The 20,843-nt window shown below is 46.8% G+C and carries 21 protein-coding genes and 1 tRNA gene; 11 read left to right on the top strand and 11 right to left on the bottom strand.

The window, feature by feature from the left end; all coding sequences use genetic code 11:
- Nucleotides 1-44: 44 nt before the first annotated feature.
- The 8 genes from thrS to B5D26_RS03995 all read left to right on the top strand — a co-directional run bounded on the left by thrS (nt 45) and on the right by B5D26_RS03995 (nt 7,237).
- The gene (thrS, locus tag B5D26_RS04030) at nt 45-1,940 is read left to right on the top strand and encodes a threonine--tRNA ligase (protein WP_078744413.1); all 1,896 of its coding nucleotides are present in this window, start codon (nt 45-47) and stop codon (nt 1,938-1,940) included.
- Nucleotides 1,930-2,505: a translation initiation factor IF-3 gene (gene infC / locus B5D26_RS04025; protein ID WP_456152367.1), complete on the top strand. Its 576-nt coding sequence runs from the start codon at nt 1,930-1,932 to the stop codon at nt 2,503-2,505. The genes thrS and infC overlap by 11 nt, the downstream gene beginning before the upstream one ends.
- A 98-nt stretch (nt 2,506-2,603) precedes the next feature.
- Nucleotides 2,604-2,798 (top strand): 50S ribosomal protein L35, encoded by a 195-nt coding sequence (gene rpmI / locus B5D26_RS04020; RefSeq protein WP_078744411.1) that lies wholly within the window; start codon nt 2,604-2,606, stop codon nt 2,796-2,798.
- 31 nt (nt 2,799-2,829) lie between these two features.
- Nucleotides 2,830-3,186 carry a 50S ribosomal protein L20 gene (gene rplT, locus B5D26_RS04015; protein ID WP_078744410.1) on the top strand — a complete coding sequence of 119 codons (357 nt, stop codon included), beginning with the start codon at nt 2,830-2,832 and terminating at the stop codon, nt 3,184-3,186.
- A 109-nt stretch (nt 3,187-3,295) separates the two neighbouring features.
- A complete protein-coding gene (gene pheS / locus B5D26_RS04010) occupies nt 3,296-4,279 on the top strand; it encodes a phenylalanine--tRNA ligase subunit alpha (RefSeq protein ID WP_078744409.1) in 984 nt (327 codons plus the stop codon).
- A 58-nt stretch (nt 4,280-4,337) separates the two neighbouring features.
- Nucleotides 4,338-6,716: a phenylalanine--tRNA ligase subunit beta gene (pheT, locus tag B5D26_RS04005; protein WP_078744408.1), complete on the top strand. Its 2,379-nt coding sequence runs from the start codon at nt 4,338-4,340 to the stop codon at nt 6,714-6,716.
- A gap of 5 nt (nt 6,717-6,721) precedes the next feature.
- The gene (gene ihfA, locus B5D26_RS04000; RefSeq protein ID WP_078744407.1) at nt 6,722-7,033 is read left to right on the top strand and encodes an integration host factor subunit alpha; all 312 of its coding nucleotides are present in this window, start codon (nt 6,722-6,724) and stop codon (nt 7,031-7,033) included.
- 127 nt (nt 7,034-7,160) lie between these two features.
- Nucleotides 7,161-7,237, top strand: a tRNA-Pro gene (locus B5D26_RS03995).
- 85 nt (nt 7,238-7,322) lie between these two features.
- On the opposite strand, the gene B5D26_RS16145 is transcribed toward B5D26_RS03995, so the two are convergent.
- From B5D26_RS16145 to B5D26_RS03985, 3 genes are all read right to left on the bottom strand, one after another.
- Nucleotides 7,323-7,472, bottom strand: a complete 150-nt coding sequence (locus tag B5D26_RS16145; RefSeq protein WP_159445585.1) for a hypothetical protein — start codon at nt 7,470-7,472, stop codon at nt 7,323-7,325.
- Between the two features lie 222 nt (nt 7,473-7,694).
- Nucleotides 7,695-8,387 (bottom strand): AraC family transcriptional regulator, encoded by a 693-nt coding sequence (locus tag B5D26_RS03990; RefSeq protein WP_234985181.1) that lies wholly within the window; start codon nt 8,385-8,387, stop codon nt 7,695-7,697.
- A gap of 85 nt (nt 8,388-8,472) precedes the next feature.
- A complete protein-coding gene (locus tag B5D26_RS03985; RefSeq protein WP_078744406.1) occupies nt 8,473-8,934 on the bottom strand; it encodes a carboxymuconolactone decarboxylase family protein in 462 nt (153 codons plus the stop codon).
- Nucleotides 8,935-9,229: 295 nt separating this feature from the next.
- Here B5D26_RS03985 and B5D26_RS03975 point away from each other — a divergent pair, with 295 nt between their 5' ends.
- A complete protein-coding gene (locus B5D26_RS03975; RefSeq protein WP_078744404.1) occupies nt 9,230-9,508 on the top strand; it encodes an HlyU family transcriptional regulator in 279 nt (92 codons plus the stop codon).
- A 36-nt stretch (nt 9,509-9,544) separates the two neighbouring features.
- On the opposite strand, the gene choV is transcribed toward B5D26_RS03975, so the two are convergent.
- The 6 genes from choV to betI form a co-directional block, all read right to left on the bottom strand.
- Nucleotides 9,545-10,723 carry a choline ABC transporter ATP-binding protein gene (gene choV / locus B5D26_RS03970; RefSeq protein WP_078744403.1) on the bottom strand — a complete coding sequence of 393 codons (1,179 nt, stop codon included), beginning with the start codon at nt 10,721-10,723 and terminating at the stop codon, nt 9,545-9,547.
- Between the two features lie 4 nt (nt 10,724-10,727).
- A complete protein-coding gene (gene choW / locus B5D26_RS03965; RefSeq protein ID WP_078744402.1) occupies nt 10,728-11,567 on the bottom strand; it encodes a choline ABC transporter permease subunit in 840 nt (279 codons plus the stop codon).
- Between the two features lie 148 nt (nt 11,568-11,715).
- Entirely contained in the window at nt 11,716-12,666 is a 951-nt protein-coding gene (locus B5D26_RS03960) for a choline ABC transporter substrate-binding protein (protein WP_078744401.1), read from the bottom strand.
- A 137-nt stretch (nt 12,667-12,803) separates the two neighbouring features.
- On the bottom strand, nt 12,804-14,480 hold the full coding sequence (gene betA, locus B5D26_RS03955; RefSeq protein WP_078744400.1) for a choline dehydrogenase: 1,677 nt from the start codon (nt 14,478-14,480) through the stop codon (nt 12,804-12,806).
- Nucleotides 14,481-14,540: 60 nt separating this feature from the next.
- Entirely contained in the window at nt 14,541-15,998 is a 1,458-nt protein-coding gene (gene betB / locus B5D26_RS03950; protein WP_078744399.1) for a betaine-aldehyde dehydrogenase, read from the bottom strand.
- Nucleotides 15,999-16,067: 69 nt separating this feature from the next.
- Complete coding sequence (betI, locus tag B5D26_RS03945) at nt 16,068-16,673, bottom strand: transcriptional regulator BetI (protein ID WP_078744398.1); 606 nt, start codon at nt 16,671-16,673, stop codon at nt 16,068-16,070.
- 255 nt (nt 16,674-16,928) lie between these two features.
- Here betI and B5D26_RS03940 point away from each other — a divergent pair, with 255 nt between their 5' ends.
- The gene (locus B5D26_RS03940) at nt 16,929-18,146 is read left to right on the top strand and encodes a pyridoxal-phosphate-dependent aminotransferase family protein (protein WP_078744397.1); all 1,218 of its coding nucleotides are present in this window, start codon (nt 16,929-16,931) and stop codon (nt 18,144-18,146) included.
- Between the two features lie 75 nt (nt 18,147-18,221).
- Here B5D26_RS03940 and B5D26_RS03935 read toward each other — a convergent pair whose 3' ends face one another.
- Together B5D26_RS03935 and B5D26_RS03930 are read right to left on the bottom strand one after the other, a co-directional pair.
- Nucleotides 18,222-18,923: a type 1 glutamine amidotransferase gene (locus B5D26_RS03935; protein ID WP_078744396.1), complete on the bottom strand. Its 702-nt coding sequence runs from the start codon at nt 18,921-18,923 to the stop codon at nt 18,222-18,224.
- Between the two features lie 178 nt (nt 18,924-19,101).
- On the bottom strand, nt 19,102-19,881 hold the full coding sequence (locus B5D26_RS03930) for a dioxygenase family protein (protein ID WP_078744395.1): 780 nt from the start codon (nt 19,879-19,881) through the stop codon (nt 19,102-19,104).
- Nucleotides 19,882-20,062: 181 nt separating this feature from the next.
- Here B5D26_RS03930 and B5D26_RS03925 point away from each other — a divergent pair, with 181 nt between their 5' ends.
- Nucleotides 20,063-20,842, top strand: coding sequence for an alpha/beta fold hydrolase (locus B5D26_RS03925; RefSeq protein WP_078744394.1), 780 nt, complete (start codon nt 20,063-20,065; stop codon nt 20,840-20,842).
- Nucleotide 20,843: the final 1 nt, after the last annotated feature.

The raw sequence follows: 20,843 nt of genomic DNA, 5'->3' as shown, positions 1-20,843 counted from the left end.
TGACCCATCGTAGGGGTCAAAATTCAATGGTATAGGACGGTATCATGCCTGTTATAACTCTGCCTGATGGCAGTCAAAGATCATTCAATCATGCGGTAACTGTTTACGATGTTGCCGCGGATATAGGCGCGGGTTTAGCTAAAGCAGCGCTTGCTGGAAAGGTTGATGGTGAGCTTGTTGATGTTTCTCATTTAATTGAAGCAGATACAAACTTAGCTATTGTGACAACACGTGATGCAGAGGGTCTTGAGGTTATTCGCCACTCTAGCGCTCACTTGATGGCAATGGCTGTACAAGAGTTGTTTCCTACGGCTCAGGTCACCATCGGCCCTGTGATTGAAAATGGCTTTTATTATGACTTCGCTTATGAGCGTCCGTTTACACCTGAAGATTTAGAGTTGATCGAAGCTCGCATGAAAGATCTTGCCAAAAAAGATCTTAAAGTAGAGCGCTCAATCTTATCTCGAGAGGAAGCTATTGCGCTATTTGAAGCCAAAGGTGAGCGCTACAAGGTTGAAATCATTCAGGATATTCCAGGCGATCAACCGCTTTCATTCTATAAGCAAGGCGACTTTATAGATCTTTGTCGCGGTCCTCACGTGCCGTCAACAGGGCATATTAAAGCCGTTAAATTGATGAAGGTTGCAGGTGCGTATTGGCGCGGTGATTCGAAAAATGAAATGCTTCAGCGTATTTATGGTACGGCTTGGACGGATAAAAAAGATCTTAAAGAGTATCTGCACCGCCTAGAAGAAGCTGAAAAACGTGATCACCGTAAGCTAGGCAAGCAGCTGAATCTGTTTCATATGCAGGAAGAGGCACCAGGCATGGTGTTCTGGCATCCTGAAGGCTGGTCTTTGTATCAAACAATTGAAACTTACATGCGTAAGCGTTTGGATCAGCACGATTACAAAGAGATTAAAACACCTCAAGTCGTTGAAAGAACGCTTTGGGAGAAATCAGGGCACTGGGATAAATTCCATGATCAGATGTTTACAACCCATTCTGAGCATCGTGATTACGCTGTAAAACCAATGAACTGCCCTTGCCATATTCAAGTGTTTAATCAAGGCTTGAAGTCTTACCGTGACCTGCCTTTGCGTTTAGCGGAGTTTGGCTCTTGTCACCGTAATGAGTTCTCGGGCTCTTTGCATGGCTTGATGCGCGTGCGCGGCTTTACTCAAGATGACGCTCATATTTTCTGTACTGAAGAGCAGATTCAAAATGAAGTATCGAGCTTCATTGACTTCTTGCATCAGGTTTATACTGATTTTGGTTTCACAGAGATTGAGTACAAACTGTCTACTCGCCCAGAGCAGCGTGTAGGATCTGATGAAGTTTGGGATAAATCTGAAAAAGCATTAGCTGACGCGCTTGACGCTAAAAACCTGAAATGGGAAATGCTACCAGGTGAAGGTGCATTTTATGGCCCTAAAATTGAATTCTCTTTAAGGGATTGTTTGGGTCGCGTGTGGCAGTGTGGTACTATACAGGTCGATTTTTCAATGCCGGGTCGTCTTGGCGCTGAGTATGTTGATCATGCTGGCGAGCGTAAGACACCTGTCATGTTACACCGAGCTATTTTAGGTTCGTTTGAACGTTTTATCGGTATCTTGATTGAGCACTATGCTGGTGCGTTGCCCGCTTGGTTGGCGCCAAAACAGCTGGTGATTATGAATATCACCGATAAACAGGCAGATTATTGTCGAGAAATTGAAAAAAGCTTACGAAATGCGGACTTCCGTGCGTCTTCGGACTTGAGAAACGAGAAGATCGGATTTAAAATCCGTGAGCACACGATTCATAAGGTTCCTTATCTAGCCGTTATTGGCGATAAGGAAGTAGAGTCTGGAACCGTTGCAGTGCGTACCCGTACAGGTGAAGACCTGGGTAGCATGAGTATCGAGCAGGTCATTGAGCTGCTAAGTTCTGGCCGCTAAGATTGCAGTTATTGGAGATTTAGCTATTAAGCGGAATAACCCAAGAGGACGCAATGTAGACGTTGCTCCGATTAATGAGAACATTCGTGCTAAGGAAGTGCGGTTAATTGGTGCTGATGGCGAGCAAATAGGTGTTGTATCTATTACTCAAGCATTAGCTGCCGCACAAGAAGCAGGCTTAGATCTGGTTCAAATTTCAAAAGCTGATCCTATTGTCTGTAAAGTTATGGACTATGGTAAGTATCAGTATGAGCTGAAGAAGCAAAAAGCAGCTCAGAAAAAGAACCAGATTCAAGTGAAAGTCAAGGAAGTCAAGTTCCGTCCGGGTACGGAAGATGGGGATTATCAGGTAAAACTGCGCAACCTGATACGTTTCCTAGAAGAGGGTGACAAAGCCAAAATCACACTACGTTTCCGTGGTCGTGAAATGGCACACCAAGAGCTAGGTATGAAATTGATGAATCGCATCGAGGCAGACCTAGGTGAGCTTGTAGTGGTTGAGAGCCGTCCAAGGCTTGAAGGCCGCCAAATGGTTATGGTGTTGTCACCGAAGAAGAAAAAGTGACTCTGAATCTTCAGCGTTAAACCATCTGTATTATTAAATGCAGGTGGTTTGTTGTTGTATTCAGTTTTTAATAATTTGAATGCGGAGTATTTTTAAAAATGCCTAAAATCAAATCGCACAGCGGCGCTAAAAAGCGTTTTCGCAAAACTGCTAACGGAATCAAGCATAAGCAATCATTCCGTAGCCACATTCTGACCAAAAAAACGACCAAGCGTAAGCGTCAACTTCGCCCAATGAAGCAGCTGTGTGCTTCAGACATGGTGTTAGTACAACGCATGCTGCCTAATCTGTAATTTTTTTGAATTCTAACGTCAGGAGTGAGTAATGGCTCGCGTAAAACGTGGTGTAGTGGCGCGTCGTCGTCATAAGAAAGTTCTTAAGCAAGCTAAAGGTTACTACGGTGCTCGTAGCCGTGTATTCCGTGTAGCTAAACAAGCCGTTATCAAAGCGGGTCAGTACGCGTATCGCGACCGCCGTCAGCGTAAACGTCAATTCCGCGCTCTGTGGATTGCACGTATCAACGCTGCAGCTCGCATCAACGGTATGTCTTACAGCCGTTTCATCGCTGGCTTGAAAAAAGCAAGCATTGAAATCGACCGTAAAGTACTGGCTGATTTAGCGGTATACGAAAAAACAGTTTTTGCTGCCATCGTTGAAAAAGCGAAAGCAGCGCTAGCTTAAGATCGTGCCTTGTTAATATTCAAGGTCATGATGACAAGTGCATAATGCATTAGTCTTAAATAGGGGAAGGCGCTGAGCCTTCCCCTATTTTTATTTGGAGCCACTGACGATGGAAAACCTTGCTACATTAGTTGAGCAAGCGCGTGCGGCAATTGCAGCAGCAGCTGATGCTCAGGCCTTGGATTTGATAAGAGTTCAATATCTGGGGAAAAAAGGTGAAGTAACACAGCTTCTAAAAGGGTTAGGTAAGCTATCACCAGAAGAACGCCCGAAAGCGGGTGATGAAATTAACAAAGCCAAAGATACTTTACTGGATGAGTTAACAGCTCGTAAAACCAATTTAGATCAGGCACAGTTGGCAGCAAAGCTGGCAGCTGAGAAAATTGATGTTACCTTACCGGGACGTGGACAGTCTATTGGCGGTCTTCACCCTGTGACTAAAACCATTCAACGTATTGAAGATTTTTTTGCGTCTATCGGTTTTAGTGTTGCAGAAGGGCCAGAAATTGAAGATGACTATCACAATTTCGAAGCGCTGAATATTCCTTCGCACCACCCTGCTCGTGCGATGCATGACACCTTCTACTTCAATGCTAACACTGTACTGCGTACACACACCTCCCCAGTACAAGTGCGCACGATGGAATCACAGCAACCGCCTATTCGTATTGTATGCCCAGGTCGTGTATATCGTTGTGACTCTGACCAGACTCACTCGCCAATGTTTCATCAGGTTGAAGGCTTGTTAGTCGATAAAAATATCAGCTTCGCTGATTTGAAAGGTATTTTAGAGCAGTTCCTAAAAGCCTTTTTTGAAGATGACGTGCGTGTACGTTTCCGCCCCTCTTATTTCCCATTTACAGAGCCTTCTATTGAAGTTGACATCGATCGCGGAGATGGCAAATGGTTAGAAGTACTAGGTTGTGGCATGGTGCACCCAAAAGTATTTGAAGCTTCAGGTATTGACCCTGAAGAGTACACCGGCTTTGCCTTTGGTATGGGTGTAGAGCGTTTGGCGATGCTACGTTATGGCGTGAATGACCTGCGCTTGTTCTTTGATAATGACTTGCGTTTTTTAGATCAGTTACGCTAGTCAATATGTTTTGCCAAGCAGGCAACTCGACCCATAGTGCAAAATTCAGGAATCTAAGATGAAATTCAGCGAACAGTGGCTGCGTGAGTGGGTGAATCCATCTATCACGACAGAGCAGTTAGAGAGCCTGCTTTCTCTTGCAGGTTTAGAAGTAGATGGTATCGAAAAAGCAGCGGGAGAGTTTACCGGTGTAATAGTGGGTGAAATTGTTAATGCAGAACCACACCCTAACGCCGATAAGTTGCAGGTCTGTACAGTAAATAATGGTATAGAGCTCACACAAGTTGTGTGTGGCGCAAGCAATGCTCGTGCTGGCTTGAAGACTGCTTTTGCCCAAGTCGGTGCGGTACTGCCGGGCGATTTTAAGATTAAGAAAGCTAAGCTACGTCAAGTCGAATCATTTGGCATGCTATGCGCTGAGGATGAGCTTGGCATTTCAGACGATCATGGCGGTATTATGGAGCTGCCTGCAGACGCGCCAGTGGGTGCTGATTTGCGTGAATATCTCAACCTGAATGACGCTATCATTGAAGTTGACCTGACACCAAATCGTAGTGACTGCTTAAGTGTTGCAGGCCTTGCGCGCGAAGTTGGTGTGTTGACCCAGACACCTGTTGTCGAAAAAGAAGTTGCAGCAGCACCTATTACAAGCGATCTAACCTTTGCCGTAAGCTTGCAAAACCCTGATGCATGTCCACGTTATTTAGGTCGTGTTATTTCAGGCGTAAATACTCAAGCGAAGACTCCTTTATGGATGGTTGAGCGCTTACGTCGTAGTGGCGTACGCGCCATCGACCCAATTGTTGACGTCACTAACTATGTGCTGATGGAATTGGGTCAGCCAATGCATGCTTTTGACTTGGCAAAGCTATCTGGTGGTATTCAGGTGCGTCTTGCAACTCAGGATGAAAGCCTACAATTGTTAGATGGCTCTGAAGTTAAGCTAAACGCCGATACACTCGTAATTGCTGATCAAGAAAAAGCGTTAGCAATGGCGGGCATCATGGGTGGTGAGCAGTCAAAAGTGAGTGACTCAACACAAGATATCTTCCTTGAGTGTGCTTACTTTGATCCAATTTCAATTGCAGGTCGCGCCCGCTCTTATGGTTTGCATACAGACTCATCGCATCGCTATGAACGCGGTGTTGACTTTAACCTACAAGCCAAAGCGATGGAGTACGCAACCAATCTTTTGCTAGAGATTGTAGGCGGTCAAGCAGGCCCTGTCGTTGAAGCGGTCGAGGCTTCAGCTCTGCCAGTACGTAACGATGTGATCTTACGTCCTGAGCGTTTAAATCAAATGCTTGCTATGGAAATGCCTGCGGATAAAGTTGAAGATATTTTAACGCGCTTAGGTTTGCAATTGAGCATTGAAGCGAATGGTGCTTGGCGTGCCAAAGTACCAAGCTATCGTTTTGATATCAGCATTGAACCCGACTTGATTGAAGAAGTGGCTCGCGTTTACGGCTACGATAATCTACCCGTTAAAAGTCCTACCATGGCGTTGGGTATCGAAGCTAAACCAGAGGCAATTAAGCCTGTACGTTTGGTGCGTCAGTCATTGATTTCAAGAGGCTACCAAGAAGCGATTACTTTTAGCTTTATTGAGCCAAATCTATCTGCGCTATTTGACCCAGAGAACACACCTGTTGCGTTGGCAAATCCGATCTCTGCTGAGCTATCTGTCATGCGTACGACATTGCTGGCAGGTTTGGCCAAAACTGTGCAATACAACCAGAACCGTCAGCAAAGTCGAGTACGCTTATTTGAAGTTGGGCAATGTTTTATCCAACAAAATGATGAGATCGCGCAAGACCCAATGCTGGCTGTTATTGCAACGGGTAGCCGTCAGCCTGAAGGTTGGACAGGTAAAACAGAGTCTATAGACTTTTTTGACCTAAAGGGTGATTTAGAAGCATTGTTAGATGATGCTGGTATTCTAAATGACTGCCAATTTGAGCCAGCAGAGCACAGCGCTTTGCACCCTGGGCAAACTGCAAAAATTGTACGTGCAGGTGAAACTGTAGGTTACATTGGCGCCTTACACCCTCAGGTACAGAAAGAGTTGAGCTTAAAGGGCAGCGTATTTGCTTTTGAAATCAAACTGTCTGCGGTTCAGGCTGGTAAAGTGGCTCATTTCCAACAGCTTTCAAAATATCCTGAAGTACGCCGTGACCTTGCCTTTATCGTTGATGAGTCAACCCCTGTCGCTCATATGATGGCTGCAGCAAAAGACTGTGCAGGTGAATGGCTACAAGAGTTGCGCTTATTTGATGTTTATCAAGGCAAAGGCGTTGAAGAACAAAGAAAAAGTGTTGCTTTGGGCTTGACGTGGCAGCATGCTTCGCGCACTCTAAATGATGAGGAAATCAACAGCCTTGTTGATCAGATTGTTTGCACGCTTCAGGATAGATTTGGAGCAAGCCTGAGGAGCTGATAGAGATGACTGCGTTAACTAAAGCTGAAATGGCAGAAAAGCTATATGTAGAATTGGGTCTTAGCAAACGCGAAGCCAAGGATATGGTAGAGCTTTTCTTTGAAGAAATTCGCGAATGCTTGAAAGATAATGAGCAAGTTAAATTGTCAGGCTTTGGCAACTTTGATTTGCGTGATAAGCGTCAGCGGCCCGGTCGAAACCCCAAAACTGGAGAAGAAATTCCTATTTCTGCCCGTAGAGTGGTGACATTCCGTCCAGGTCAAAAACTTAAATCGCGAGTAGAAACCTTTGAAGAGGTGGAGTTTCAGCGCCGATAAACTTCGGTTAATTGGTTAATGCAGCCGTTAATCTCTTTTGGATCTAGCTAACTTGTTGATAATGCTAAAGTATCGCTATCAATAAGGGGTTGCGAAGAAAATATACGAGGTTATAATAATCGTATATCGGGATGTAGCGCAGCTTGGTAGCGCACTACAATGGGGTTGTAGGGGTCGCTGGTTCGAATCCAGTCATCCCGACCAAAAAATACCAAAGAAAACAGCACCTTAGACAAGGTGCTGTTTTTTTTGCCTTGCCGTTTCAAATATTTTTCAAAAATAATGTGGTTTAGTGGTGCTGAGTGCGGTCAATATTTGAGGTTTGGGCAGTAACCCATCGCTGCTCATGACCTGACAAATAATGATCTGTCATCTCTTGGTCAGCATCTCCCATCAAGGCTTGAACGGCTTGCTTACTTGCACTGCTTTTTTCTATCAAGTGTGCCCCCAACGCTCTGATAGCCTGATTGCGCTTTTACGGTATGTTTTCTTTCTGACCACGAATAGAACGTCGTCTTTAATCTGATCATAGTGCATAGAGACTATCTCTTTGCGATCTTGGCAGGTTAGCAATGCGAGATCCATAGCGATTTGGAACCACTCATTGGCCTTGCTATGGTGAGGCGCAACTTAAGCATTTATATCATGGCGGTATAATATGTTAATTTTTCAGATATAAATGAATGGGTAGCCGAATTTTTGCAGGTGTAATACAGGCAATAGTGCGGAATTCCCTTGTCATATGGGCTTGATCACTGAATCCGAATTGTTGGGCAGTGTCCGCCAGACTCACATTTTTGTGCAGTCGTAAAAAACTGATTGTTTTTTTAATTCTCAAAATTCTTTGATAATGCTTTGGAGCCATCCCAAGCCAGAGTTTAAAAAGGCGCTCGATTTGTCTCTGGCTCAGCTCAATGCTTTCACTTAGTTGGCCAATGGCCCCATCTTTTTTGATACATTCTAGCGCTTTTTCAAGAGGGTTTGGAATCGCATTTGTAAGATCCAAGTTTGTTTCTGCCCATAGATACAGAGCTTCAATCTGTCTATCGCTGTCTTTGAGTTCAGAATAAATCTGGTAGAGGTTATACCGTTTATCTTGTTCTGGTAATAATAACGTTGGCTTGTCGTAATGATGCCCTAAAACACCATAACCAATTGCAGGATGGAAGCGAATGCCCGCGAGTTTCGTGCCAGAAAACAGAATAATGTTCTCCGCCTTCTTCTTTACTGGGAGCATGATTACACCTTTCGGTAGAGTTTCACTACCAATCATTACGTCACCAGCAAAATTAAAAATAATGCCGCTGCCTGCATCGGAATACAGTGGCTTCACTATCGAATTTGATTGAGACACAGATGCAGACCATATTCCCTGAATAAGCGCAGACAGCTGTCCAGACGGCTGAGACAGCTGAAAATCTAACACTGTTTTAACTGATTTATGTCGGTCTATAACTTCCTACCTCAGGCTTAAATGTTTTAGCAATCCGGTTCCAGCTGTTGATGGCATTAATCGCAATGGTCAAGTCCACTACGGCTTTTTCACCTAATGTCTCTACCACTTTCTGATAGCTATGATCATCCACTGCTTTACCAGAGGTCAATTGCTCAGCCCAATCCAGTGCCGCAATCTCTGCCCCTGAGTAAAAAGGCATGTCACGCCACGCACTTAAGCCAATAATACGTTCTTGATTCTCACCCTGACTCAGCGCATCTTTGCTATGCATATCGATACAAAAGGCACACTGATTGATTTGTGACACTCTCAGTTTAACCAACTCCCAGATAGAGACTGTCAATGTTTCTGAAACGCAAAATTGCTCTCGCAAATAGCTTTCCTGGCTCATCAGAATTTGCATTGCTTTGGATGCTAGTTCGAAGTAGTTTGCACGTAAAGTCATATCTTATCTCCTTAGAATTGTCAGAGCTAAGATAACTTATGGCTTAAAACAGGTATTGAATATTTTCGACACGCACCATGTTTAAACTTTTATCTAGTTAGGATGACCAATGAGGTTATAGATTTGTTTGCCGTACTTGGTGCTGCATGTAATCAGTGTAACTGGGTGGCCATCTGTCAGTGATACTCTAATAAAGTTCTTTTCTGATGCGCTAGTAACAACCTCAACAATCCCATTCCCCTTACGCCATGTTAAGATAAGCAACTTTTCCGCGATCAACCCATTAAGGCAAGCTATGAGTCTTTTTTCTTCCATTAAGTCGCTGTTCTCTGGCGAGCGTTCCACCGATAAAGCCCCTGAGTCGCTGCCGTCTGAAGCCTACAACGGCTACACCATTACGCCAGCGCCTGTTCGTGAGGAGTTGGGCTTTCGGGTCAACGGTTTGATTACTAAAGGCGAGTTAAGCCATCAGTTTATTCGGGCAGATATATTACCCACTGCGGAGGAGTGCGCTAAAGAGGTGGTACGTAAGGCAAAGCAGATGATTGATCAACAGGGCGATAAGATTTTTTAGTCTTTGCCCTGCTGTGTTACTGCGGTATTTTTCTAATCAGTCCGCTACGAAGTGTTTGCCCAGTAGGGCGTAGTAGAAGTTGCTGTCGTTTAATACCCCCACAAACTGTTCGTTTTCAACCAACAACACGGGTAGGCGGCTGCTGTAGCGTAGGTTGATGGCGTCACGCATGTTGATGTCGGGGCTGGCGATGGCGAAGGTGCCACGGGTGGCGTCACCCTCTTGCCAAGTTTGGGTGTTCAATGGGGTATCGCCTTTGCCTGCTTGTACAATTCTGCCCTGCGCCAGTTGCACCCAATACTGGTGGTTTTGGTCGATGATGATGCGCTCACCCTCTTGTTTGAGCTGGTCTTTTTGGCTCATTAGGGTTCGGCCACCCAGTACATTCAGCGGGTTGGTGTGGGCGACAAAGTCTTCCACGTAGGCGGTTTCAGGGTTCAGTACAATCTGTTCGGGTTCGCCATGTTGTATGATTTTGGCCGATTCCATAATGGCGATATGGCTACCAATTTTTAGGGCTTCGTCTAGGTCATGGCTGACAAATACGATAGTTTTTTTCAGGTTACGCTGTAGCTCTAGCAGTTCATCTTGTAGTTGTGCGCGAATCAGAGGGTCTAGGGCGGAGAAGGGTTCGTCCATCAGCAAGATATCCGAGTCCATCGCAAAGGCTCGCGCCAAACCTACGCGCTGCTGCATCCCCCCTGAAAGCTCATGGGGTAGGGCGTTGGCCCATTCGCTTAGGCCGACCATTTCTAGTTTCTCAAGAGCGCTGTTGTGGCGCTCTTTTTTGTCGATGCCTTTCATCTCTAAACCAAAGGCGACGTTTTCTAATACAGTCAGCCAAGGCATCAAGGCAAATTTCTGAAACACCATTGAGATTCGATTAGTACGCAGGTGACGCAGGGTGTTTTCGTCACAATTGGCAAGGTCGATCGTCTCATTACCATCTTTCACTTCTAACTTGCCACGGCTGATGCTGTTTAGGCCATTAATCGCCCGTAGCAGGCTGGATTTACCAGAACCTGACAGCCCCATTAATACACAGATCTCGCCCTCTTGAACGCGAATATTGGCGTTTTGCACCCCAACAACAGCACCTGTTTGTTCGATAATTTCTTGGCGTGATAAGCCTTGATCTAACAACGCCAAGGCTTGTGTTTGCTGCTGCGGATCACCAAACACCACATCTAGGTTTTCAATATTGATGACATTCATAAGATTAAGCCTTTGATTCGGGTTGTTTGCAGAGACGGTCTAGCATGATGGCCACCAATACAATGGCCAGACCCGCTTCAAAACCTTGTGCGATGTTAACGGTGTTCAACGCCCGCACCACTGGTTTACCTAAACCATCGGCCCCTACTAGGGCAGAGATTACCACCATCGACAGCGATAACATGATGCATTGGGTGACACCCGCCATAATGTTGGGCATGGCGGCAGGCAGTTCGACTTTAAACAGTAACTTAGCGCGAGTGGCACCAAAGGCTTTACCGGCCTCGATCAGCTCTTGCGGCACGCTACCAATCCCCAAGGCGGTAAGACGAATGGGCGCTGCAATGGCAAAGATAATGGTGGAGATCAGCCCCGGTACGACGCCCAAACCGAATAAAATCAGGGTGGGAATCAGATATACAAAGGTGGGGATGGTTTGCATCAAGTCTAAGACTGGACGCAGGGCGGTATTAAATTTGGGGTAATGCGCGGCCATTATGCCAATCGGAATACCAAATAACACACACAAGAAGGTGGCCGTTAGCACCAGCACTAGGGTTTCAATCATCTCAACCCAGTAGCCTAGGTTGATGATGAGCAATAATGAAAACACCACAAAGGCCACTAAGCCAAGTGAGCGGTGCAACCACCACGCAAAGCCCGCGACTAAGGCAGTGAAGAGTAATGCAGGAATGAATAGAATGAGGTCTGTGGCACCTAAGATCAGCCACTCTAAGGAAAACGCAATGGCATCAAAGAAACCTGACGCATTGCCGATCAGCCAATCGACAAAAGCTTCTACCCACTGCCCTAACGGGACTTTTTGATCGGTTAACCAGTTCATAATAGCTTTCTCAATGACGATTATCGGCGGAAGAACCGCTAAAAAAACACTTAAAATCAAAGGGCAGGCAAGGGCTTTACCCTGCCTGCAAAGCCAAACACTTTGTTTAACTTAAGGTTATTTTTCTCAGAGGATGTCGATGATAGGGTTAGAGCTTAAGATGCTGCTTCACCGCAGGCAGTGCGGGTTTGCCATCAATAGTGGTAACACCCTCTAACCAGCGATTCAGCACCTCGGGGTTATTCTGCAACCATGTCATTGCGGCTTTTTGTGGTTTTTGGCCTTCATCTAGAATGGCCGCCATCACTTGGTTTTCCATCTCAAGAGAGAACTGTAAATTGGTCAGCAGTTTGCCCATATTCGGGCACTCGGTTGTGTAGTTTTTACGGGTGTTGGTGTAAATAGTTGCGCCACCATAGTTGGGGCCAAACCAATCATCACCGCCATCTAGATAGGCGATCTCAAAGTTGCTGTTCATCGGGTGTGGTTCCCAGCCTAAAAACAGCACCCATTTGTTACGACGCTCCGCACGTTTGACCTCAGACAACATACCTGCTTCAGAAGACTCCACCAGTTTAAAGCCTTTTAGGTTAAAGGCGTTTTTGTCGATCATCTCTTGAATCAGGCGGTTACCATCATTACCCGGTTCGATACCGTAAATACGCTTGTTGAACTTGCGGCTGAACTTTTCAATATCAGCAAAGCTACGCACACCTGCATCATAGGCAGCCTTGTTCACCGCTAAGGTGTATTTAGCGCCCTCTAGGTTGGCACGTACAGTTTCAACGCGGCCCTCTTCACGGTATTTGGCGATGTCGCCTTCCATTGTGGGCATCCAGTTACCCAGAAAGAGATCTAAATCGCCAGAGGCCAAAGAGGCGTAAGTCACGGGTACAGACAACAGTTGTGTTTTAGGTTGGTAGCCCAAACCTTTGACAATTTCAGAGGTGATGGCGGTAGTGGCAGTAATATCCGTCCAACCAACATCGGCAAAGCGCACGGTTTCGCAGCTTGCCGCTTGAGCAGCACTGGTCGCCAATAGGGTTAAGCCAAGAGTGGCAAGGGTGGTACGAGCGAACTTTTTGGGTGTAAAAGACATACAGATTAACCTTTCAATTGCGTGATTAAAGACTTCTGTATTTCCAAGGCAAACCGGCCAGATGATATTTTCACCGCTGGGCTGGCTTGGAAATGCTGAAATCGTGCGTTTTCATTTAGCCTGTAGAACAGCGGCGTTTAACGCTGCTGTTCTGCGTAGTGGGGATGAAGCCAAACCGCAACCTTGGCTTTAGGCAAAGGCTTGTTGCCCAAAATCAGATCTGCGGCTTTTTCAGCGACCATAATGGTGGGTGCATTTAAGTTGCCATTGGTGATGATGGGGAAAATAGAGGCGTCCACCACTCGCAGCCCATCAACACCTCGCACTTGGCATTGTTCATCCAACACCGCCATTGGGTCAGTATCAGCGCCCATTTTGCAGCTACAAGAGGGGTGGTAAGCGCTCTCGACGTTATCGCGCACCCAAGTATCAATTTCGGCATCAGTGCTGACCGATAGCCCCGGCTGAATCTCATCTCCACGGTATGACTCAAGAGGTGCTTGCTGCAAAATTTCGCGGGTTAGCCGAATGCAAGCGCGCCAGTCCTCAACATCTTGCGGGTGGCTTAGGTAGTTAAACTGAATTTTAGGCGGCTGTTTGGGGTCGGCACTGGTGATCCAGATACGGCCACGGCTGGCGGGTTTATTTGGGCCAACATGCACCTGAAAGCCATGTCCTTTAAACGCAGCTTTGCCGTCGTAACGCATGGCGGCAGGTAAAAAGTGGTATTGAATATCCGGCCACTTCACTCCTGCTTTTGAGCGAATAAAAGCACAAGACTCAAAGTGGTTGGTTGCCCCCAATCCATTTTTGAAAAACAGCCACTGTGCACCTATCAAGCCCATACTGACGAAGTTCAGCTTGCTGTTCAGCGAGATCGGCTGCTTGCACTGGTATTGAAAATACACCTCAAGGTGATCTTGTAGGTTTTCGCCCACCCCTGCTAAATCGTGCAATACTGGCACGCCCGCTTGTTCCAACACCGCTTTAGGGCCAATACCTGAGAGTTGTAATAGATGGGGAGAGCCAATAGCCCCCGCGCAAGAGATCACCTCTCGATAGGCGCTGACTTGCTGAACTTGCCCATTTTTTTCAAACTCAACCCCTGTGGCTTTTAGGCCTTCAGCGCTGGCTTCGAGCTGGATTTTGCGCGTCAGTACGCCTGTTAGCACTGTTAAGTTCGAGCGTTTCATCGCACGGCGCAGGTAAGCGTTAGAGGTTGAACTACGCACACCGTTTCTAACGGTCATGTGCATAGCACCAAAGCCTTCTTGCTGGTAGCCGTTGTAATCCTCGGTAGCGGGATAACCTGCGGCAACCCCACTGTCGATAAAGGCTTGATAGAGCGGGTTGAGGCTCATGTTGTTGCCATTACAAGTGCCAACAGGGCCATTGCCACCTCGGTATTGATTTGCGCCACCAATCCAAGTTTCTGCTTTTTTGAAGTACGGCAGGCAGCTTTGATAATCCCAACCTGTTGCACCCTGCTCAACCCATTGATCAAAATCACAAGCATGGCCGCGCACATACACCATGCCATTAATAGAGGAGGAGCCGCCTAAGGTTTTGCCCCTAGGCGTGTGTAACGATCTGCCGTTGATACCCGCTTCTGGTTCGGTGTGAAACTGCCAGCACAAACGCTCGGTGTTCATCGGGTACGACAGTGCGGTGGGCATCTGTACAAAAATACTTTGATCACTACCACCGCGCTCAAGTAATAACACGTTGAACTCGCCACAGGCCGTCAGCCGATCCGCTAAAACGCAACCTGCTGAACCTGCACCAATGATGATGTAGTCGTATTCTTGATTCATAATTTATTGCTAACCGCTCGATAAAAGTAAAACCTGAAAAAACCGATCAAACCGTTTAATTCAGTAAGGCCGTTCAAGGTCTGACAGCGCCACCATGACGCTTTTCAATTGCGTGTACTGTTTGAGGGTTTCAATACCGTTTTCACGACCTAAACCTGAGGCTTTATAGCCTCCCACGGGCATTTCTGCTGGCGATGCCCCCCAAGTGTTGATCCAGCAAATGCCCGCCTGTAGCTGGTGAATCACCCGATGAGCACGGCTGATCTCCTTAGTGAATACCCCTGCCGCTAGGCCGAAGCGCGTGTCATTGGCGCGTTTGATCACCTCTTGCTCATCGGTAAATTTCAAAACCGACATCACAGGGCCAAAGATCTCTTCACGTACATTCGGCATCTGATCATGGCAGTCGGCAAATACGGTCGGCTGCACAAAAGCCCCTTTGTCTAAACCATTAGTGAGTACACGCTCACCCCCACAGACTAGGCGTGCGCCCGCTTGTTTGGCCTGCTCGATAAAAGAAAGCACTTTTTGCAGATGCGCCTCAGAGATCAGTGCGCCCACCTGTGTGTCTGGCTGAGTGGGGTCGCCCACAATCATCTGCTCGGTGCGGGTTTTCAGTTCGGCAAGAAAAGCGTCATAAATGTCGCTATGCACAAACACTCGAGTGCCGTTAGTGCACACTTCGCCCTGGGTGTAGAAGTTCGCCAACATGGCCGCAGACACCGCCTGCTCAATGGGCGTATCGGGGAAGATAATAAGAGGTGATTTACCGCCTAACTCCATTGTGACGGACTTTAAGGTCGAGGCCGCATCCGCCATCACCGTTTTGCCTGTGCCGCACTCACCCGTGAAAGAGACTTTGGCAATTTCAGGATGCGCGGTAAGCATTTGACCGACGCGGTAATCCCCTTGCACCACATTGAATACGCCATCGGGCACACCCGCTTCGGTATAAATTTCAGCCAGCTTCAAAACTGACAACGGGGTTTCTTCAGAGGGTTTAAAAATCATCGCATTGCCTGCGGCTAAAGCAGGGGCTGATTTCCAGCACGCAATTTGAATTGGATAGTTCCACGCGCCAATGCCCGCACAGATGCCCAGTGGCTCACGTCGTGTATAGAAGAAACTGTCTTGGCTGAGGTCTTGATAGTCACCCTGAATTTTATCGGCAAGGCCTGCGTAGTACTCAATGACATCTGCGCCCGTGACAATATCAACCGCAACCGCCTCTTGATAGGGTTTGCCCGTGTCCTGCACCTCTAACATCGCCAATTCATCATTACGCTCGCGTAATAACGCCACCGCTTTGTGCAAAATGCGCGCGCGTTCAATGGCAGGTAGTGCAGCCCATTGGGCTTGTCCGATTTTGGCAGAGTCTACCGCCTGTGCCATTGCGGTTTGATCGGCCTGCGCGACGGTTGCCAATACAGCTCCCGTAGCAGGGTTAAGCGTGGTAAATGTTTCTTCAGCAGGCGCAGTGTAATAAGCGCCATTAATATAATGTTGAACAACTGACATAAATGAAAACCTGAATCTTGAAAAATAGCGCTCAACAATGGGCGCAACAGTGGAGCATGAGGTTTTTGCTTATAGGTCTTGCGGCCAATACTGGCTAGGAATACGTTGACGTAGGTAATCCAGAATCAAAGCCTGTGCCAGTGCTTGATCAATACCATGAGGTGAGAGCGCCCCGCGTAGCCAAATACCATCAATCAAGGCCGCCACCCCTTGCGCTACAAAGACCGCCTCGTCATGGGGCATTACCTGTTTTAGCTCATAACGTAGATAAGACAGCAGGCGTTTTTCATTCACACGCTGTAAACGATGCAACTGAGGTTTGTGCATCGCATACGACCAAAATGTCAGCCATGTTTTCACCACTTTGCTGTCTAATTGTTTAGGATCAAAATTACCATCCACCACAGCAACAATACGTTTTACAACAGAGCTTCGGTCAGTTTCCGCCAGCCTTGATTGAATAGCCTTAGCTAAGTCTTGCAAAACTGAGCGCATGGTCGCTTCTAACAAGCCATCTTTTCCGCCAAAGTAGTGATTAATAATGGCTGGAGAAACCCCCGCATAAGCCCCAATCATCGCCACACTGGCTTTGTGCAAGCCCACGTCATTGATCGCCTTCATTGTGGCGTCAATCAATTGTGGCTTTCTAATTTCCGGCATTCCAACTTTAGGCATTCGGTCGCACTCAATTTTTTCTTAAATGAATGTTTAATTAAAAATGACAGAAAAAAGCACCAATGGCAAGGTAAAAATATTTAGCTCACTAATGATTATTGTCGTAATATTTTTTCACCCATCCCTTATACCCCAGTACCTTCCAGTGTTTTTTTATTAATTTAAGGCCATAGCCGCACAGGCGGCACTGTTGTTTTTAATTGGGTTGTCGCATAATCGAGGGCTGTTTTTTTCTTGCAAACCACGGAGTTGCAAATGCACCACCCAGTTCCCGTTATTGCTACATTAGATGCTATTCTTCCCGACGAACCTTTGCTGATGATGGGTGCTGGCCCGGTGCCTATTCCTGCAAAAGTTGCCGCCGCCAACGGCATTGTGATCAACCACCTTGGCGACACCATGGCACGCGTGATTGAGCAGATGAAGATGATGGCGCGCTATGTGTTTCAAACTGAATCACAACATATCCTAGGGGTCGCGGGGCCAGGCTCTGCTGCGATGGAAATGGCGGCAGCCAACTTAGTTATTCCGGGCAGCAAAGTGCTGTGCGTGTGCAATGGCTTTTTCAGCTCACGCTTGGCAGAAATGTCTGAGCGCCTAGGCGCTGAAGTGGTGCGTATTAACATACCTTGTGGTCAAGCGGCTAATGCTGACGAGGTAATCACGGCCATTCGAGAGCACCGCCCACAGGTGTTGACCATTGTGCAGGGGGAAACTTCGAATACCGTCTACAACGGCTGCCTACCCGAGATCTGCCGAGTGGCTCATGAGCTGGAGTGTTTAGTGGTGGTCGATGCAGTGTGTACACTCAGCACCATGCCACTGAACATGGACGACTGGGGCGTTGATGCGGTGATCACTGGCGGGCAGAAAGGGTTAAGCTCGATTCCGGGTGTATCTCTGGTGGCTTTCTCTGAGCTGGCTTGGGATTTAATCTCCAGCCGTCAAGATATACTGCGCCACTGGTGTTTAGACGCGAAGCTGGCAGATCAGTTCTGGTACAAAAAGTCGTATCATTATACCGCGCCAGTATCTGGCATTCTGGCTCTACATGAAGCCTTGCATCTGGTCTGCAAGGAGACTTTACCTCGCCGCTTTGATCGCCACCTAAAATGCTCCTTGGCACTACAGGCGGGCATTGAAGGCTTAGGTTTGGAGCTGTATGTGGATCAGCCATCACGCCTGAACTCTGTAGTCGGAATCAAACTACCCGAGGGTCTAAATCAGAAAGAGCTGCTACGTTTTATCTCCAGTGAATACGGTGTTGAAATCGCTGGATCTTTCGGCTTAGACATTGTGCGTATTGGTCAGATGGGTGAGCAGTGCCGCACCCACAACATCTTCCGCACAATTCACGCGCTAGGCTCTAGCTTGAAAGGTTTGGGTCAGCAGGTGGACATCCCTGCCGGTGTTGCCGCATTAGAGCGCTCAATTGAGATGTATCAACCGCGCTATTCTGCACAAACCGAGTAAACTTGATCAAAATAAAAAAGGCTGCATGAAAGCAGCCTTTTGTTCTCTAGCTAGTAAGCCATTTCGCGACTAGAGCTACATATACCAATTGGTTTCAAGCTGATCCGCCATATAACCCATAATCAACTCCATACGCTGATTAGCCTCTGCAAATAGCTCTAGGTCAACCAACATTGCCTCTGCGGGCTGAGTATGAGGGCCATCATCAATTTCATGAGCGCAGGCATCAACCAGTTCTTTGGCGGCACTTGGCGTGGTTTCTAAGTGAAACTGTAGACCAATCACTCGATCTTGATAAATAAAGCCTTGATTGGCACAACCTTCACTTTTACCAATAGCAATAGCGCCATCAGGCAGATCATAAGTATCGCCATGCCAGTGAAACGCCTGAAACTGCTGTGGCAATCCCAACACCATCGCATTCGGTGTCGTTGTAATCGGAAACCAGCCTATTTCACGGTGTGTATTACGGTAAACTCTAGCCCCTAGTACGCGAGCGATCAGTTGCGCACCTAGACAGATGCCCATGACCATCTTGCCCTGCTCAATCGCTTCACTGATAAAGCTTTTTTCAGTCTGCAACCAACTGACGTTGTAATCGTCGTTGGCGCTCATTGGGCCGCCTAAAATCAGCAGTAAGTCATAACTCTCGTGATCTGGCAATCCGTCGTCTTCAAAGAAGCGGGTGTAAGACAACGGATAACCCTTTTTTTCTGCCCAACGGGCGATACTGCCTAGACCTTCATAAGCAACATGTTGAAGAACATGTATTCGCATTAATGCTGCCTCATCTGTTTAGCGTTCTGAGCTTGCTTAAGTTGTTGTTTACAGTCAAATTTGTATAAAAAATTACTGCTATTAGACAAGCGCTAAGGATGTAAAAGAGCATAACATGAAATTTTTTTGATGCAATAAGCCTAGCTTTTAAGCGCTTATTAGAGCCCAGTATTCAGCTTTACTGCCATTGATAAGCTGCCATTGAGAGAAAGCCATACTCAATACTGTCATGCAGTACATATCCTTTAGGATCATGAGCAGCACCCGCAGAAACCAAAAGTGGCACATAATGCTCAGGGCTTGGGTGATTCTCTCTACCGAAAGGGGCTTGTAAATATTGTTCCAACCCTTCTCTATTACCCTCTGTTACCGTTTGGTTAAGCCAGCGGATAAACTGCTCAGCCATTGGCATAATCGGTTGATCAATGCCCATACGAGGATTGAAGTAGCTCAGGTTATGGGTTGCCGCTCCACTGCCCATAATCAAAATATTTTGCGCCCTCAAGGGCCTCAATGCTTGCCCTAACTGCCAATAGAAACTTATGGGTACATTTCTTGGAATCGAGACTTGCAATACAGGTATATCAGCTTCTGGATAGATCAGCTTAAGCGGTGACCAAGCACCATGATCTAAACCTCGACTGGGGTGTAAACGAACATCAAAAGACTTCCCACTGAGCAAACTCTGGATCTGCTCGGCTAAGGCTGGCGCACCGCTGGCAGGGTAATCCATGTCATAGAGGGCTTGAGGGAAACCATAAAAATCATAAATAGTTTCAGGCTGTGCGCTATGGGTAATACCGACAATGGGCGCAGGGGTTTCCCAGTGTGCCGAGACCACAACAATGGCATCAGGACGCGTCAGTTGCTGTCCTAACTCAGATAAGAAGGTTTTTGCGGGCGTATCCTGTAAAATCAGGGCAGGAGAGCCATGAGAAATAAATAAACTGGGTTGCATAGCGGATCTCCAAATTGATATCCACATAATTAATATTGGTTTCGCCCAGTATATAAGCTATCTCTATTGCTAAAAACAGAGGTTATCTTAAATCAATGTTAACTTTAGGTTATCAATTAGGCTGTAGCCTAGTCGTGACTATTTCCATTTCCATCTGTTTTTATTTAGGAGCCTATTTAGTATGTCAGCAAACAGCACCGCTCTTTATTTTACGGTTCAAGGTGAAGGTAAACCGCTCATTATAATTCATGGTCTATTTGGTTCAGCGGATAACTGGCGCACTTTGGCTAAAAAGTTTGCCGAGAATTATCAAGTGTTTTGTATTGATTTACGAAACCATGGTCGCTCACCTCATGTCGACGGCATGAGTTATAACGAAATGGCGGCTGACTTACTCAGTTTTATGGATCAACAGGCGATCAGCAAAGCCCACATTATTGGCCACTCAATGGGGGGCAAAGTAGCGATGCAGTTCGCATTAAATCATGCTGAACGGGTAGAACACTTGGTTGTTGCGGACATAGCACCTGTCGCTTATCAACACGGCCACACCGATGTATTGGCTGCTTTTGATGCGGTACAAGCACTGGGTGGCGTCGCTTCTCGCAAAGAAGCAGATGAAGTGATGAGTGCTCACGTTGACAGCTTGGGCATACGTCAGTTTTTAATGACCAATTTAGAGAAGAAAGTCGACGGCAAACTAGGCTGGCGCGTTGGTTTAGCTCAAATCAAACAGGGATATGCTGATGTGATTAAAGCCCCTGAGGGCGAGGTATTCACAGGCGACACCTTGTTTATTCGCGGCGAACTCTCTGAGTATGTGCTTGATGAGTATCAAGAGGTCATGCTAAAGCTATTTCCAGCCAGTACGCTTGCAACCCTATCTGGCACAGGCCATTGGCTACATGCAGAAAAGCCACTGGAGTTTCTGCAACAGGTTAGCGAATTTTTAAGCGCATAAG

Origin of the sequence: Oceanospirillum multiglobuliferum (assembly GCF_900167095.1) — a bacterium.
Classification (GTDB): Bacteria; Pseudomonadota; Gammaproteobacteria; order Pseudomonadales; family Halomonadaceae; genus Oceanospirillum; species Oceanospirillum multiglobuliferum.
This window is presented reverse-complemented; position numbering and strand designations above follow the sequence as displayed.

Bases quoted from the DNA above. Each gene is read 5' to 3' on its own strand.
- thrS (WP_078744413.1), top strand. From the start codon at position 45: ATGCCTGTTATAACTCTGCCTGATGGCAGTCAAAGATCATTCAATCAT.
- rpmI (WP_078744411.1), top strand. From the start codon at position 2,604: ATGCCTAAAATCAAATCGCACAGCGGCGCTAAAAAGCGTTTTCGCAAA.
- rplT (WP_078744410.1), top strand. From the start codon at position 2,830: ATGGCTCGCGTAAAACGTGGTGTAGTGGCGCGTCGTCGTCATAAGAAA.
- pheS (WP_078744409.1), top strand. From the start codon at position 3,296: ATGGAAAACCTTGCTACATTAGTTGAGCAAGCGCGTGCGGCAATTGCA.
- pheT (WP_078744408.1), top strand. From the start codon at position 4,338: ATGAAATTCAGCGAACAGTGGCTGCGTGAGTGGGTGAATCCATCTATC.
- ihfA (WP_078744407.1), top strand. From the start codon at position 6,722: ATGACTGCGTTAACTAAAGCTGAAATGGCAGAAAAGCTATATGTAGAA.
- B5D26_RS03985 (WP_078744406.1), bottom strand. From the start codon at position 8,934: ATGACTTTACGTGCAAACTACTTCGAACTAGCATCCAAAGCAATGCAA.
- B5D26_RS03975 (WP_078744404.1), top strand. From the start codon at position 9,230: ATGAGTCTTTTTTCTTCCATTAAGTCGCTGTTCTCTGGCGAGCGTTCC.
- choV (WP_078744403.1), bottom strand. From the start codon at position 10,723: ATGAATGTCATCAATATTGAAAACCTAGATGTGGTGTTTGGTGATCCG.
- choW (WP_078744402.1), bottom strand. From the start codon at position 11,567: ATGAACTGGTTAACCGATCAAAAAGTCCCGTTAGGGCAGTGGGTAGAA.
- B5D26_RS03960 (WP_078744401.1), bottom strand. From the start codon at position 12,666: ATGTCTTTTACACCCAAAAAGTTCGCTCGTACCACCCTTGCCACTCTT.
- betA (WP_078744400.1), bottom strand. From the start codon at position 14,480: ATGAATCAAGAATACGACTACATCATCATTGGTGCAGGTTCAGCAGGT.
- betB (WP_078744399.1), bottom strand. From the start codon at position 15,998: ATGTCAGTTGTTCAACATTATATTAATGGCGCTTATTACACTGCGCCT.
- betI (WP_078744398.1), bottom strand. From the start codon at position 16,673: ATGCCTAAAGTTGGAATGCCGGAAATTAGAAAGCCACAATTGATTGAC.
- B5D26_RS03940 (WP_078744397.1), top strand. From the start codon at position 16,929: ATGCACCACCCAGTTCCCGTTATTGCTACATTAGATGCTATTCTTCCC.
- B5D26_RS03935 (WP_078744396.1), bottom strand. From the start codon at position 18,923: ATGCGAATACATGTTCTTCAACATGTTGCTTATGAAGGTCTAGGCAGT.
- B5D26_RS03930 (WP_078744395.1), bottom strand. From the start codon at position 19,881: ATGCAACCCAGTTTATTTATTTCTCATGGCTCTCCTGCCCTGATTTTA.
- B5D26_RS03925 (WP_078744394.1), top strand. From the start codon at position 20,063: ATGTCAGCAAACAGCACCGCTCTTTATTTTACGGTTCAAGGTGAAGGT.